General features: G+C 65.4%; 12 protein-coding genes. 4 read left to right on the forward strand and 8 right to left on the reverse strand.

Annotated elements, in window-relative coordinates; genetic code table 11:
- The first annotated feature begins 261 nt into the window (after positions 1 to 261).
- The 3 genes from J5T34_RS20945 to pip all read left to right on the forward strand — a co-directional run bounded on the left by J5T34_RS20945 (position 262) and on the right by pip (position 2,743).
- On the forward strand, positions 262 to 888 hold the full coding sequence (locus J5T34_RS20945; RefSeq protein ID WP_208582721.1) for a DUF1326 domain-containing protein: 627 nt from the start codon (positions 262 to 264) through the stop codon (positions 886 to 888).
- Positions 860 to 1,720: a DUF2182 domain-containing protein gene (locus J5T34_RS20950; RefSeq protein ID WP_244259120.1), complete on the forward strand. Its 861-nt coding sequence runs from the start codon at positions 860 to 862 to the stop codon at positions 1,718 to 1,720. Before J5T34_RS20945 ends, J5T34_RS20950 begins: the two co-directional genes overlap by 29 nt.
- Positions 1,721 to 1,786: 66 nt before the next feature.
- Positions 1,787 to 2,743 carry a prolyl aminopeptidase gene (gene pip / locus J5T34_RS20955; RefSeq protein ID WP_208582723.1) on the forward strand — a complete coding sequence of 319 codons (957 nt, stop codon included), beginning with the start codon at positions 1,787 to 1,789 and terminating at the stop codon, positions 2,741 to 2,743.
- Between the two features lie 100 nt (positions 2,744 to 2,843).
- Here the strand turns inward: pip and J5T34_RS20960 are convergent, their stop codons facing one another.
- Positions 2,844 to 5,078, reverse strand: coding sequence for a phosphocholine-specific phospholipase C (locus tag J5T34_RS20960; protein WP_208582725.1), 2,235 nt, complete (start codon positions 5,076 to 5,078; stop codon positions 2,844 to 2,846).
- Between the two features lie 541 nt (positions 5,079 to 5,619).
- On the opposite strand from J5T34_RS20960, the gene J5T34_RS20965 reads away from it, so the two are divergent.
- Positions 5,620 to 7,764 carry a phosphocholine-specific phospholipase C gene (locus J5T34_RS20965; RefSeq protein ID WP_208582727.1) on the forward strand — a complete coding sequence of 715 codons (2,145 nt, stop codon included), beginning with the start codon at positions 5,620 to 5,622 and terminating at the stop codon, positions 7,762 to 7,764.
- Positions 7,765 to 7,786: 22 nt separating this feature from the next.
- Here the strand turns inward: J5T34_RS20965 and J5T34_RS20970 are convergent, their stop codons facing one another.
- From J5T34_RS20970 to J5T34_RS21000, 7 genes are all read right to left on the reverse strand, one after another.
- Entirely contained in the window at positions 7,787 to 9,262 is a 1,476-nt protein-coding gene (locus J5T34_RS20970) for a sensor domain-containing diguanylate cyclase (protein ID WP_208582729.1), read from the reverse strand.
- Positions 9,263 to 9,401: 139 nt separating this feature from the next.
- A complete protein-coding gene (locus tag J5T34_RS20975) occupies positions 9,402 to 10,400 on the reverse strand; it encodes a Bug family tripartite tricarboxylate transporter substrate binding protein (protein WP_208582731.1) in 999 nt (332 codons plus the stop codon).
- 138 nt (positions 10,401 to 10,538) lie between these two features.
- Complete coding sequence (locus J5T34_RS20980; protein ID WP_244259121.1) at positions 10,539 to 12,047, reverse strand: FAD-dependent oxidoreductase; 1,509 nt, start codon at positions 12,045 to 12,047, stop codon at positions 10,539 to 10,541.
- A gap of 52 nt (positions 12,048 to 12,099) precedes the next feature.
- Complete coding sequence (locus J5T34_RS20985) at positions 12,100 to 12,810, reverse strand: RNA polymerase sigma factor (RefSeq protein ID WP_208582733.1); 711 nt, start codon at positions 12,808 to 12,810, stop codon at positions 12,100 to 12,102.
- A complete protein-coding gene (locus J5T34_RS20990) occupies positions 12,807 to 13,139 on the reverse strand; it encodes a cupredoxin domain-containing protein (RefSeq protein WP_432207693.1) in 333 nt (110 codons plus the stop codon). Before J5T34_RS20990 ends, J5T34_RS20985 begins: the two co-directional genes overlap by 4 nt.
- Positions 13,136 to 13,678: a DUF4142 domain-containing protein gene (locus J5T34_RS20995; RefSeq protein ID WP_208582740.1), complete on the reverse strand. Its 543-nt coding sequence runs from the start codon at positions 13,676 to 13,678 to the stop codon at positions 13,136 to 13,138. Before J5T34_RS20995 ends, J5T34_RS20990 begins: the two co-directional genes overlap by 4 nt.
- A 243-nt stretch (positions 13,679 to 13,921) precedes the next feature.
- A complete protein-coding gene (locus tag J5T34_RS21000; RefSeq protein WP_208582743.1) occupies positions 13,922 to 14,269 on the reverse strand; it encodes a hypothetical protein in 348 nt (115 codons plus the stop codon).

The raw sequence follows: 14,269 nt of genomic DNA on the forward strand, positions 1-14,269 counted from the left end.
ATGAAAATCAGTCTTTGCAACTGTAGACACAGCCATGTGATCACACCTCACTCCTCTTCGTCGGCGGCGTCAGTGGTTAAAAAGAGCCAGACCCCGCCCCGTCTTGGGCAAAAATCACTGACTTTGCCGACCTCCCCAGCATCCGGCGCCCGCTCACCTATATTCCAGTGAACCGGTACTCGCGAAATCGAGACGCCGCGTATCGTTCGATCCGCGCCGGTACGTGAGTGCGGTGCAGGACGCAAGGCAAGGAGGCAAGCGATGGCCACGCCCAACTGGAACATCCAGGGTCAGTATTACGAGACCTGCAACTGCGACTTCATCTGCCCCTGTCTGCCCGGGCAGTTGGCGGTGCCGCCGACCAAGGGGCACTGCATCTTCGCCATGGGCTTTCAGATCGAGCAGGGCCGTTACGGCGAGACCTCTCTCGATGGGCTCGGCTTTATCGTGCTGGGCTCGACACCGGAGGAGATGGGCAAGGGCAACTGGTCCGTCGGCGTGATCGTCGACGAGCGCGCCAGCGAATCGCAGCGCGACGCCATCACCGCGATCGCCAGTGGCGCCGCCGGCGGCCCGATGGCGGCGCTGTCGCCGCTGGTCGGCTCGTTCGAGGGCGTCGGATCGGCGGAAATCCGCTTCGATCGCAACGACAAGACGTGGTCCGTCACCGCGCCGAACCTCGTCGACATGGGTGCCGAAGGGGTGATGGGCATCAATCCGAATGCGACCGAGCCCATCCACCTGGACAACACCGGCCACCCCGCTGCCGACCGCGTCGCGCTGGCACGCCCCGCGCGCAGCCACGTCCACGCGCTGGGCATGGTCTGGGACGACGACAGCGGCCGCAACAATGGCCAATATGCCCCGTTCTCCTGGCAGGGGGCCTGAACCCGCCGGCGCGGTGCCGCTGCCGGACGCCGGCCGCTATGGTCGGCTGCCGCAGCGCGACCGCCTGCTGGTCTGGGGTTGCATGCTGGTCATTGCCGCGCTGGCGTGGGCTTATCTGATCCATCTGCAGCGCTCGATGGCGCCGGGCGCAGGCCACGATGCGATGATGGCCGGCATGGGCATGGCGATGCCGATGCCGATGCCTTGGGCGGCCGCGGACGTGTTCTACACGTTCGCGATGTGGGTCGTCATGATGATCGGCATGATGGCCCCGGCCGCCGCGCCGGTGATGCTGGTCTACACCGGGCTGCAACGGCGACGTGAGGGCCGCAGGCTGCCGGCGACGGTGCTGTGCTTCGGCCTCGGCTATCTGTCCGTCTGGGCAGGCTTCAGCGCCGCCATGACGCTGATGCAATGGGCCTTGCACGAGGCCCTGCTGCTGTCGCCGGCGATGGCGGTATCGAGCCGCGTGGCCGCGGGCGCGATCCTTTGCCTGGCAGGGCTCTACCAGCTGACGCCGCTGAAGCGGGCCTGCCTGACCCACTGCCGCAGCCCGCTCGGTTTCCTGATGACCAACTGGCGCGACGGCAAGCGTGGCGCGCTGACGATGGGCATGCGTCATGGCGCGTTTTGCCTGGGCTGCTGCTGGGCGCTGATGGGCGTGCTGTTCGTTACTGGCGTGATGGCGCTGGTCTGGGTCGCGGCGCTGACCCTGCTGGTGCTGCTCGAAAAGGTCGGACCGGCCGGCCTGCACGTGGCCCGCCTGTCGGGCTTCGTGCTGATCGCGGCCGGCGCGCTGCTGATCTGGCTTGCCACTGCGCCCGTGGCTTGATCCTTCCCACCGTCGTCGCGGTTCTGCACCGGTACACTGCGGTATTCCCATGCGGAGACCGCACCCATGCCCACGCTGCGCACGCTCTACCCCGAAATCGAACCCTACGAGGCCGGCACGCTCGATGTCGGCGATGGCCACGTCATCTACTACGAGCGTGTCGGAACGCCTGGCGCAAAGCCGGCAGTATTCCTGCACGGCGGGCCGGGCGGAGGCATCTCGCCCGACCATCGCCGGCTGTTCGATCCCTCACGCTATGACCTATTGCTGTTCGACCAGCGCGGCTGCGGCCGCTCGACGCCGCATGCGGGCCTCGAAGCCAATACCACCTGGCATCAGGTCGACGATATCGAGCGCCTGCGCACGCTGGCCGGCGCGGAACGCTGGCTGGTGTTCGGCGGTTCGTGGGGCTCGACGCTGGCGCTGGCCTATGCGCAGAAGCATCCCGAACGGGTCAGCGAGCTCGTGCTGCGCGGCATCTACACGGTGTCGCAGGCGGAGCTGGACTGGTACTACCAATACGGCGTGTCCGAGATGTTCCCCGACAAGTGGGCGCGTTTTCAGGCGCCGGTGCCGGAGGCCGAGCGCGGCAACATGATGGCCGCCTATCGCAAGCTGCTGACCGGCGACGACAAGGACAAGCAGATCGAAGCCGCGCGCGCCTGGAGCGTGTGGGAAGCCGAGACCATTACGCTGTTGCCCGATCCGGCGATCAGCGCCAAGCATGACGAGGGCCATTTCGCGCTGGCGTTTGCGCGGCTGGAGAACCACTACTTCACGCACCGCTGCTGGCTCGAGGAAGGCCAGCTGCTGCGCGATGCGCACAAGCTGGCCGATATCCCCGGCGTCATCGTGCATGGCCGCTACGACATGCCGTGCCCGGCGCGCTATGCCTATGCGCTACACCAGGCGTGGCCGCAGGCGGATTTCCATCTGATCGAGGGGGCCGGCCATGCGTGGTCGGAGCCGGGCATCCTCGATCAGCTGATTGCGGCCACCGATCGCTTTGCGACGCAACGATAGCAGCCGACGGTAGCAGCCGACGATAGCAGCCGACGAAAGCAGGCAGGCGGTGGGCAGCCGTGACACGAGCCACGGCCCCCCCTGCCCGTCACGGCAGCCGTCAGACCTCGCCCATCGCCGGGTCGCTGACCGTATGCCGCCCGGTTTCCACGCGGCCGGCAAAGCGGCGATAGAAAGCTGGATCGCTGCTGCATGTCACCGCAAAGTCGTACCACTGACCGCTGTCGGCCAGCGACCAGTGCCGCGAGGCCGTGCCGCCCGCGGCGACGTCGACCTGCCAGGGGCCGTCGTTGCGATAGGCCAGCGGCGCGATGCTGAATTGACAGGCCGCGGCGCCCGGATTGAGCAGGTCCACGTAGACGTCGCCGTTGGCGATGTCGTAGCAGACGCGGATCTCCGGCGCGGCCTGCGTGCCGCCCAGCCGATTCAGATCGCCCTTGAAGTGGCGGTGATAGCCGTTGGGGCCCAGCACCCACAGATCGTATCGGCCGAAATTGTCGGACCCGGCGTTCCAGGTATCGGACAGCGTCTTGCCCGCCTCGACCATATAGCGGCGCGGAATCCGGTCGAGCTTGTGGACGTCGTAAACATGGAACACGGCGGCCTGCGTGCCGGTATTCGCGAACAGCAGCTCGACGTGCCCGGACGGCTGGCAGCGCGCGCTGGTGTGCAACTCATACGGCAGCGCGCGCGAAGGACGCGTGCCCGGTGCCTGCAGCGGCAGCGCCATGTCGCGCGGCACCGGCACGGCGGGTAGACGCTGCTGCGCGGCCCGCAGCGCGTCGGCGGCATCGCGCGTGGTGCGTCCCGCCAGCGTGGGAAGCGCCTCGGTATTGGGCGTCTTGAAATTGAACGCGCTGGTCAGATCGCCGCACACCGCACGCCGGAACGGGCTGATGTTCGGCTCCTGCACGCCAAAGCGGGCCTCGAGAAAGCGCAGTACCGAGGTGTGGTCGAACACCTGCGAATTGACCCAGCCGCCGCGGCTCCACGGCGAAATCACGTAAAGCGGAACGCGCGGTCCCGGGCCGTAAACGCGGCCGTCCGGCGCCGGCTGCGTGGTGCTGCCTTGCGGCGGCGGCTGCGTGAAGTACTCCGGCGCCAGTGCTTCCTCGCTCAGCGTCGTCTTGCCGGCGTACGTGTTGTCCGGATTGCGCGACGGCGCCGACGGCGACGGCACATGATCGAAGTAGCCGTCGTTCTCGTCGAAATTGACGATCAGTACCGTCCTGCTCCAGACCTCGGGATTGGCGGTCAGCGCATCGAGGACTTCCTGCAGGAACCAGGATCCCTGCACCGGGCTGGACGGCCCCGGATGTTCGCAATAGATCGACGGGGCGTTGATCCACGAAACCTGCGGCAACTTGCCTTCGCGCACGTCGCGCTTGAAGGCGTCGAGATATTGGTCCGGCTGGCTGCCGGGCAGCGTGTTCGCGACGCCCTTGTAGAGCGGATTGCTGGCGTTGTCGGTCGCCGCATCGTACGCGTGATACGGCAGCGGCTGTCCCGTGTCGTTGTACGGCGCGCCCGGGGCTCCGCCGCTCGACACCGGAAAGCCCGATGCCAGATTGGCGCGGCGGAAGCTCTGGAAGGCGCCAAGCATGTTGTCGCCCCACTCGTCCGGCATGTTCTGGTAGCTGATCCAGCTGATGCCGGCCTCTTCCAGCCGCTCGGCATAGGTCTTCCACGTGTAGCCGATGTTGGCGTCCGACGGAATGCCGTTGATCGCATCCCACTCGTTGTTGACGAAGGCGACGTTCTGCGGCACCGGGCCGTTGGTGCCCGTCAGATGAAAGGACCGGTTCGCATCGGTGCCGGTATGCATCGAGCAGTGGTACGCGTCGCAGAGCGTGAACGCATTGGCAAGCGCGAACTGGAACGGGATCTCCTGTTCCTTGTAATAGCCCATCGACGTGTCGGTCTTGGCCACCGGCCAGCGCGACATGCGGCCGTGGTCCCAGGCCTCCTGGCTGTCCTTCCAGGAGTGCGGCGTGCCGGCGACGCGCTGCGCATTGTTGGCAGTGCCGTCCAGATGGTAAGGCGTGATCACCGTGCCATTGGCGCGTTCCTGCTGCCAGACCTTGCGGCCGTTGGGCATCGGAATCGTGATGCGGTCGCCGAACCCGCGCACGCCGCTGAGCGTGCCGAAGTAGTGGTCGAACGAGCGGTTCTCCTGCATCAGGATCACGACGTGCTGCACGTCCATGATGGTGCCGGTCGCATTGTTGGCCGGAATGGCCAGCGCGCGGCGAATGCTCGGAGGAAAGGCGGCGAGCGCGGCGGCCGAGAAGCCGGCAGCCGCGCTCGCCTGCAGGAATCTGCGGCGGGAGGTCATTGGTGTTTGTTGTTGTGGTCGGAGTCGGAGGGCTCGGGTATGCGGGATGCGCCGGTGCCAATGGAGCGACGCGTGCTCGGCGTGCTCGGCTTGCTCAGGGCGCGCAGCGCAGTTCCGGCTTGGGCGTCTCCGGCGGTTTGGGCGTGTCGCCCGGCTTGTTGTCGTCGTCGCCGCCGCAGGCGGTCAGCACGGCGGTGGTCAGAAGAACGGCCAACAGCGCTCTCGTCATTCTCAGGGCTTGCATTGGGACCTTCGCTGGCGTGGGAGAAGGAGGGGAAAGATTCCGGATGGGATCCGCACGGACCCGCCCCGGAAAATCCCGCCAGCCTAGTGCCCGTGCATGACGACACTGTGACCCGATGCCGTTCGATTGCCCTGTTGCGAAGTGCCCCATGTCATCGCGGCGTCATGGCCGTGACATCGGCGTGGGATACGGTGCCGGCTTCGGCTGTCCGGCGCCTGCTGACTCGGGCGCCGGCGCCAATGGTTCCCCGATCGCCGCCCTGCCGGTACCATCCCGCCATCCCAGCCGCCTTTCGCCATGCCATCGAACAGCCGTCGTCAATTCCTGAAGCTCGCCAGCACCGGCGCCGCCGCTGCCGCCACGCTCGCCGCCTTCCCGCCAGCGATCCGCCGCGCGCTGGCGATCCCCGCCAACAACGCCACCGGTACCATCCGCGATGTCGAGCACGTCGTGATCCTGATGCAGGAGAACCGCTCGTTCGACAACTACTTCGGCACGATGAAAGGCGTGCGCGGCTTTGGCGACCGCTTTCCGATTCCGCTGCCGGGCGGACGCAACGTCTTCGAGCAAACCTATACCGAGAACGGCGTCAGCCGCATCGTGCTGCCCTACCATCTGGACAGCAGCGCCGGCAATGCGCAGCGCGTCAGCGGCACGCCGCACAGCTATCCGGATGCGCAGGATGCCTGGGATCTCGGCCGCATGAACCAGTGGCCGACGTACAAGGAACCGCATTCGATGGGCTTCTATACCGAAGCCGAACTCGATTTCCAGTACGCGCTGGCCAATGCGTTCACGATCTGCGACGCGTATTACTGCTCGTTCCACGGCGGCACGAACCCGAACCGCCTGTTCCACTGGACCGGCACCAACGATCCGACCGGCGCGATGGGCGGTCCGGTGATCGACAACCGCGGCGATTCGCTGGATGCGACGAGCATCAGCTATCGGTGGACCACGTATCCCGAGCGCTTGCAGGCGGCCGGCGTGAGCTGGAAGGTTTATCAGAACCTGCCGGACAACTTCACCGACAACCCGCTGGCCGGCTTCAAGCAATATCGCGACGCCAACGCGGCGCGCGGCAATCAGCCCAACGGCAGCCCGTATCCGCCGTACACGCCCGCCGACGAGGCCATCAGCCCGCTGATCAAGGGGATCGGCAATACCATGCCCGACGGCGGCTTTCTGCAGGCGCTGAAGGACGATATCGCGGCGGGCACGCTGCCGCAGGTCTCGTGGATCGTGGCGCCGGCCACCTACTCCGAGCATCCCGGGCCCTCGAGCCCGGTACAGGGCGCCTGGTATACGCAGGAGGTGCTCAACGCGCTGACGGCCAATCCGGAGGTCTGGAGCCGCACCGTGCTGCTGATCAACTTCGACGAGAACGACGGCTTCTTCGACCACGTGCCGCCGCCCTGCGCGCCGGCCTTCGACAACGGCACGCTGGCCGGCGCCTCCACCGTCGCAACCGATGGCGAATATCACACTGATGGCAAGCCGTATGGTCCGGGCCCGCGCGTGCCGATGTACGTGGTCTCGCCCTGGAGCCGCGGCGGCTGGGTCAACTCGCAGGTGTTCGACCACACCTCGGTGCTGCGCTTTCTCGAGGCCCGTTTCGGCGTGATGGAACCGAACATCAGCGCGTATCGCCGCGCGATCGCCGGCGACCTGACCACGGCGTTCAACTTCGTCAATCCGAATACGGAATCGCTGCCGACGCTGCCCACGCGCGACAAGACCAGTGCCGACGCGATCCGCACCGCGCAGGGCCAGTTGCCGCAGGTGCCGCTACCCGCAACCACCGCGCAGCAGCTGCCGGCGCAGGCGACCGGCACGCGCCCGTCGCGCGCACTGCCGTACGAACTGCACGTCAGCGGCCGCGAAGATGCCAGCGGCCGCGCGATGTGGCTGCTGTTCAGCAATACCGGAACGGCGGCCGCGGTCTTTCACGTCTACGACCGGCTGCATCTGGACCGCGTGCCACGCCGCTACACCGTGGAGCCGGGCAAGCAGCTCGATGGCCGCTACGACGTCTTCGCCAGCGACGAAGGCCGCTACGACCTGTTCGTGCTCGGGCCCAATGGCTTTCACCGCAGCTTCCGCGGTGACGTCAGCACGCTGGGCACCGCGGGCGCCAGCGCGCCGGAGATCCGCGTCTGCTACGACGTCGCCAACGCGGCGGTCTATCTGACGATGATCAACGCCGGCACCAGCCCCTGCACTTTCACCGTGGTACCGAACGCCTACCGCAACGACGGCCCCTGGACCTTCGAAGTCCCGGCCGGCAAACAGCTGGACCAGCACTGGCCGGTCGGATCGCAGGGAAACTGGTACGACTTCACGGTAACGACCCAGCAAGGCAGCTTCCGCCGCCGCTTCGCGGGACGCATCGAGACGGGCAAGGACCTGGTGTCCGACCCGGCGATGGGCGAACGCGACTGACGACGGAATCGCGAGACGGGGCTCAGCCTTGGCGGCGCTCCCGCTCCGCCCGCAGCTTCTCGTAGTAGGCCCGCTTGGCCGCATACATGCGCGCGTCGGCCTGCTTGACCGTATCGGTCAGGCGCTCGCCGACCGCGCAGGTAGCGGTGCCGATGGCAAAGTTCAGCGCCGCGCCCGGATAGAACTGGTTGTTCAGCTCGACGACCTGTTCGATCTGGGCCACGACCGAGGCCGCGGCATGCTCGTCGCGGTCCGGGAGCAACACCATGAACTCGTCGCCACCGACACGTGCCACGCAGAAGCCGTCGCCCACTGCCTTCTTCAGGACCTCGCCGGCCCGGCGCAGCAGCGCATCCCCATCGGCATGGCCGAGGTTGTCGTTGACCTGCTTGAGCCCGTTCAGATCGACCGCGACCACACTGACCGGCCAAGGGCCCTTGCGGCCCAGCCGCGCCAGCTCGTCCTCGTAGTACGCCCGGTTATACAGCTTGGTCAGCACGTCGTGCTTGCCGAGGAATTCGACGTAGGCCTCGGCCTTCTTGCGCGCCGTGATATCGGTCAGCGACACCAGCACCTGGTCCCATTCCGCTTCATGGCCGGGGAACACCGACCACTGCATGAAGACGTCCACATGGCGGCCGTCCAGCGCATAGTTGACGACCTCGCGCTGCTGCCACAGCTTCTCGTTCCACAGATCGACCAGCTGCTCCGCGAAATGCTGCTGCATGTCGTCGCGGAACACATCGCCCAGGCGGGAATACAGCACGGCCTTGGAAGGCGCGCTGAACATCAGCAGCGTCTGCTGGTTGACGTCGATCACGCGGATTTCCTGCATGCAGCGCGCGACGAAATCGGGATGGACGTTCAGGAACGTCCGGAAATCGGTAATGCCGGCCGCGCGCACTTCGTCGATCAGCACCTTGACCGCGCTGAAGTCCTCGACCCACAGCGACACCGGCGAATGTTCGAACAGGCCAAGCGCATACTGCCGGCTGTTGCGCAACTCGCGCTCGGCGCGCTGACGCTGCGTGATGTCGTCGATCGACAGCAGCACGCGATCCCAACGTTCTTCGTGGCCCGGCAGCACGCGGCCCGACAGCTGAATATCGAGACGCTGGCCGTCGAGCGTGTAGTTGACGGACTGGCCCGAGAACGTTCCCTTCCCGTCCCATAGCTGCACCAGCTCCTCGACATGCTGCTCGAACATGTCGTCGCGGAACACCTTGTCCAGATTGCCCACCAGATCGGCCAGATCCCGGGCGCCGTAAAGCTCCAGCGTGCGGCGGTTGACGTTGACGATCCGCATCAGCGACGAACAACGGGCGACCTCGTCGGGATGGCCATGCAGATAGGCGCGCAGGTCGACGATGCCGGCGGCCCGCAGGCCGTCCAGATGCCGTTTCAGGTCGCTATAGTCTTCCAGCCACAGCGAGACTGGCGCGAGATCGAACAGGTTTTGGTAGTCGTCGACGGTGGACGCGCTGCTTTCGGCCTTCAAGGCGGGTTCCTCTGATTCCAGGCTGGCGTGCCGCTGGCAAGGGGTGCCGGACGGTCCGGACCGGCCCTTGCCAGGCGCACAAAGCCCGTAGCATAGGGCACCGCGCCCTGGATGGGAAATCCTCGATGGCGGGAGGCGTCTAGGTTCCGTCGATCTTGAAGCCGATGTCCTTGATGAACTTGCCCCAGCGGGCATGATCGGTCTTGATCTGGTTGGCGAAGGCGTCCGGCGTGACGGCCTGCGGCGGCAACACGCCGACGCCGGCCAGACGCTTGTGGTAGGCCGGATCGGCCAGCACCTTGCGCACCGCGACGGACACCGCCTCGACCGTCTCCTTCGGCATCGCCTTCGGCCCGAACAGCGCGAAATAGCCGCTCAACTGCTCCATCTCGGGAAACCCGAGCTCGCGGAACGTCGGCGCACCCGGCGCGAGCTCGGACCGCTCCGGAATCGTGGTCGCCAGCACCTTGGTCTTGCCCGCCTGATACAGCGGCACGCCCGTCGTCAGCCCATCGATCATCAGCGGCACGACGCCGCCGACCAGATCCTGCGTGGCCGGCGCCGAGCCTTTGTACAGCACCGGCTCGATATGCGTGCCGGACAGCCGGTTGAACAGCAGCGGCCCGAAGTGCGACGAGGTGCCGGGGCCGTACGACGCCGAATGCAGCGGCTTGCCGGGGTTGGCCTTGGACCACGCGATCAATTCCTTCAGCGACGAGAATGGCGCGTCCTTGTTCGCCACCATCACCACCGGCGCCTTGCCCAGCTCCGCCAATGCGGTCAGATCGGTCAGCGGGTCGTAGGGCACGCGGTTGATATGCGCGCCCGAGGTCGCCGACGAGCCCAGCGTGACCAGCAACGTGTGCCCGTCGTTCTTCGCGCGAATCACGTCCTGCGTGGCCGGGATGGTCGCACCGCCGGGCTTGTTCTCCACCACCACCGATTGCCCGATGATCTTGGTGAAGTAATCGGCGAACAGGCGCGCCACCACGTCGGTGCCGCCGCCGGGCGGATAGGCGACCACCAGGCGAATGGGCCGGCTCGGCCAATCGGCCGCCCATGCCTGCGGCGCCAGGCCCGCTGCCGCCAGCGTTGCGGTGGCGCAGGCCGCCGCGCCGAGGAACTGTCGTCGATCCATGCTGATGTCTCCGGCTATTGTTTTGAGATCCGCTGCTGCCGGTTCATCTTAATGGCTGTTCCAACCCGCGACATGTTGGGGTTTTCCGCCATTTTCCGCACTGCAGAACGACGGCGATTCAGGCACGGTCGCGACGGCTCAGGTTCCGCTTTCCTGACCCGGTATCAGCTTGATGGTGAGCGGCGCGAGTGCAGGGCCGGACAGCACGCTGCCGTCCGGCGCGAAACGGCTGCCGTGGCAGGGGCAATCCCAACTCGCCTCAACCGCGTTCCAATGCACGATGCATTTCATATGCGTGCAGACAGGCGATACGGCAAACAACCGCCCCGCAGCATCGCGATACGCCGCGACGCGCTCGCCTTCGAGTTCCGCGATCGCGGCGCTTCCCGGTGCGAGACTCTGCAGCTGCTCATGCTGGCGATGCGTCAAATAGTCCTGGATCAGCGCCTTACCCATGCTGACCACTTCCTCGGCGGTGCCCTTTGCCGATTTCACGGCGGTCAGGCGGGTGGCCTTGTAGAGCTCGCTCCAGCGGTTGTCGACGCCGAGAATCTGGTCCGCGATGATCGCCGCGGCCAGCGTGCCGTAGGTCAGACCATCGGTGGCAAAGCCGGTGGCGATGTAGCTGCCGAAGGTGTCCTTGCCGATATAGGGCAAACCGTCCGGCGACGGAAAGTTCTGTGCCGACCAGCGAAAGACAATCTGCCGAATGCCGAGGCGCTGCCTTGCCGATTCCTCCAGTTTTGCCATCGCCGCCGCGGCATCATGCTGACCGGTCTTGGCCGATTGCCCGACGCATACGAGGTAGTTGCCCTGCGTGGTGTCAAGCCCGCGCACCGACAAGCGCTCACTGCCCTCCGCGTAGAAGATCCCCGCCGGGAATGAATCACCGCCCAATGGCGCGGCCAAGCCATACTCGCGATGCGGCACCATGCCGGCCTGCATCAGATGGAAGCCGCTCGGCGAATGCGTGGCCAGCACGATGTGCCGGGCCTTGACGCTGCCGCGCTCCGTTCGCAGCAGCTGTTGCGAACGGTCCAGCTCGATCACCGGCGAGTGCTCGAAGATGCGGCAGCCATTGTCGGCTGCGTGCCGGGCCAGCGCCAACACATAGGCAAGCGGATGGAATTGCGCCTGCTGTTCGAGTACCAGCGCATCGCCGTGGGCATGCGGCAGCCCCGGCGGCAAAGCGCCCTCCCTCCGAATCGGTAGGCCAACGGCTAGCGAAGCCTCGAACTCGGCCTCGATCCCGTCGCGCGCATCGACCGACGCCGGATAGCGAACCAGGGGGCAACGCCGAAACGCGCAGTCGATGCCGAGGCGATGAACATGCTCCTCGATCCAATTCACCGCTTCCGCGCGAGATTGCGTGACCTGCCGCACCACGTCGTCGCCCCACTTCTGCCGAATGGCGCGCAACCCGCTGCTGGCCGTCGCATACAAATTGCCGGTGGAATTGCCGGTATCCCCGACGCCCAGAGCATTTGCTTCCAGCAGCACCACGCTGCGGCCCGCTTGCACCAGGCGCCATGCGAGGCTGACCCCGGTAATGCCGCCGCCGACGATCGCGATATCGGTCTGGATGTCCTCGACGAGCATCGGACATCCGGTTGGGTTGGTGGTGCCGCGCCAGAGTGAGGTTGTCATGTTGGGTCTCCTTGCGGCGTTGTCGACGGGGTTGTCGACTTCGGTTTTCCGTTCAAGCCTTGCCAGCGTTCTCGCGGTCCAACCGTGCCATCACCCCCTGCACGATCCGGTCGCAGCGCACGCCGCCGAATTCGTACAGATCGCGGCCGGCAAGATCGATCTCGCGGGCGAGCGCTTCCCGCAGCAGACTTCGTGCACGGAAATGCCGGCTCCGAACGGTGGCCTCCGGAATATCGAGACACTGCGCGGTCTCCTCCACGCTCATTTCCTCGACTTCGCGCATCACGAACACGAGACGAAACGCCTTGGGCAAGCGGTCCAGTTGACGCTCGATCAGCCCGCGCAATTCGGTACGCGCGAACGCCCGGTCTGGTGCATCGTCTTCGGGTGCGGGAAAGTCGTGCTCCATAGCGTCATCCCCGGATGAAGCCACCATCGGAATCACCTTCTCGCGGCGTGCGTGGCGGCGCAGTCGACCGAGGCATTGATTCAGTACCAGTCGCGACAGCCAGGTTGCCAGCGACGCGTCGCCGCGGAATTCGCCCATCGCGCGATAGGCCGACAGATAGGCTTCCTGCAGGGCGTCTTCGGCTTCCGCATCGTCGCGCAGCGCCGCGCGCGCCAGCCGGTACAAACGGCGATTGTTTCGCCGGATCAGCAGCTCGAACGCGGAACGATCGCCCGCCGCGATACGCCGAGCAAGCTGCTGGTCATCGTCATGAGGATTGCCGGTGGCGAGCGTCGTTGCACTGGAGGGGATCATCGCTTGCGAACTTCAAGGAATGCCTGCATGGTCGGATGGAGCGTGCAGACATAGGGCAGCGATCCTTCGCCCTGCACCACATGCTCCCATGACGCACCGGGTGCGATATGGCCAGAGTCGAAGCTCCTGCCGTCCGCCGCGGTCGCGGTATGCGGCACGAGATCCTGATTGACCCAGACGACGCGATCGCCGCGGTGCAGCACCAATGTCGAAGGACGAAATTCCATGCCCTCGATGGTCACAATATAGGTCGCCGCGCCGACTTCCGTGCCGACAAGCATCGCCGCCAGCACCAGCGACCCCAGAAGGGTCCCCCGGCTGCAACTCATGGCTTCTTGTTCGTGGTGGTGTTCTTGCTCTTCGGCAGCGAGGCTTGCAGCTCCTTCGCATGCTCCAGGTGCGCGACAAAGGCCGGGCGCACCTTGACCAGCAGGGCCTTCAACTCTGCATTGCTGGCATTGGGCACCAGGGTCTTGTCCAGGGCATTGAGCACAGCCTGGTGGTAGTCGACCTCCTGATCGACATAGGCCCGATCGAACGCCTCACCCTTGAGCCCCTTCAGTTTGGCGAGATTTGCTTCCCCTCCACGCTTCAGTGTTTGCGCGGTGGGATTGTCTTCGGGTTTGAGGTCGAGCTTCTTGGCCAGGTCCATTGCGGACTGGTTGACGCTGGTGTGGTCGGTGACCATCAATTGGGCGAAGTCCTTGACCTCCTTGGACTGCGCCTTGGTCCGCGCCAGTTCGCCGGCGTCGATGTCGACTTGGTTTGCTGTGACGACGATGGCGGCGATTTGGGCGTCGTTGGGGGATTGGGCCCACCCCATTGTCGCGGCGCAGCATAGGGATAAGGCCGTCAGGATGTGCTTCATGGCATCGCTCCTCCATTAAACGAACCCGCTGGCCTCGGCGCCGGACGGCGTGGGCGATCGGGTCCTTTCATGGGGATGGATGTCACGAGGGGAGGCGGCGTTCCGGAAACATTGCCGCGTGGCTAGGTCTTCCCGCGCCGGCTCACAGAGCCTCGCGGGTTGCCTGGTCTGCCGATTCATTTGCTTGCCGGCCTCTATCAACGTCTTCTGCCTTCAGTCGATCTCGGCAGCCAAGTAAAGCCCCTACTCAGTCCGGATTAACCACCAGCGGCACTTGATCGTTGGCTCGAGGGTCACAATTGCCTCCGCTTGCACCCCAGAAACTTCAAAATGCACACGTAGTCCGCTCCCCGACGAGTCACGGTACAACTCCATCTTTGTAGTACGCTCGCTGACAAAATTCACCACCTCCTGTCCACCGCAATAGAGGAGGATTTGAAATGACTCTTGTATTGCGCTAAACGAAATATCTAGCTCCAAGCCGTTCGATTTTGAATTGAATCTATATCGACATAGTGCCATGGAAGGATCCTCCTCTATTGGTTCTATGCCGAACAGTTGAAGGAACTCATCTTTGTCTGGAAATTTCAT

The organism is Cupriavidus gilardii, from assembly GCF_017598945.1.
GTDB classification, from domain to species: domain Bacteria; phylum Pseudomonadota; class Gammaproteobacteria; order Burkholderiales; family Burkholderiaceae; genus Cupriavidus; species Cupriavidus gilardii_E.

What these genes read in the sequence shown, in the direction of transcription:
- J5T34_RS20990 (WP_432207693.1), bottom strand. Translation starts at nt 13,139, where the DNA reads ATGAGTTGCAGCCGGGGGACCCTTCTGGGGTCGCTGGTGCTGGCGGCG.
- J5T34_RS21000 (WP_208582743.1), bottom strand. Translation starts at nt 14,269, where the DNA reads ATGAAATTTCCAGACAAAGATGAGTTCCTTCAACTGTTCGGCATAGAA.
- J5T34_RS20960 (WP_208582725.1), bottom strand. Translation starts at nt 5,078, where the DNA reads ATGACCTCCCGCCGCAGATTCCTGCAGGCGAGCGCGGCTGCCGGCTTC.
- J5T34_RS20950 (WP_244259120.1), top strand. Translation starts at nt 860, where the DNA reads ATGCCCCGTTCTCCTGGCAGGGGGCCTGAACCCGCCGGCGCGGTGCCG.
- J5T34_RS20980 (WP_244259121.1), bottom strand. Translation starts at nt 12,047, where the DNA reads ATGACAACCTCACTCTGGCGCGGCACCACCAACCCAACCGGATGTCCG.
- J5T34_RS20985 (WP_208582733.1), bottom strand. Translation starts at nt 12,810, where the DNA reads ATGATCCCCTCCAGTGCAACGACGCTCGCCACCGGCAATCCTCATGAC.
- J5T34_RS20945 (WP_208582721.1), top strand. Translation starts at nt 262, where the DNA reads ATGGCCACGCCCAACTGGAACATCCAGGGTCAGTATTACGAGACCTGC.
- J5T34_RS20975 (WP_208582731.1), bottom strand. Translation starts at nt 10,400, where the DNA reads ATGGATCGACGACAGTTCCTCGGCGCGGCGGCCTGCGCCACCGCAACG.
- pip (WP_208582723.1), top strand. Translation starts at nt 1,787, where the DNA reads ATGCCCACGCTGCGCACGCTCTACCCCGAAATCGAACCCTACGAGGCC.
- J5T34_RS20965 (WP_208582727.1), top strand. Translation starts at nt 5,620, where the DNA reads ATGCCATCGAACAGCCGTCGTCAATTCCTGAAGCTCGCCAGCACCGGC.
- J5T34_RS20995 (WP_208582740.1), bottom strand. Translation starts at nt 13,678, where the DNA reads ATGAAGCACATCCTGACGGCCTTATCCCTATGCTGCGCCGCGACAATG.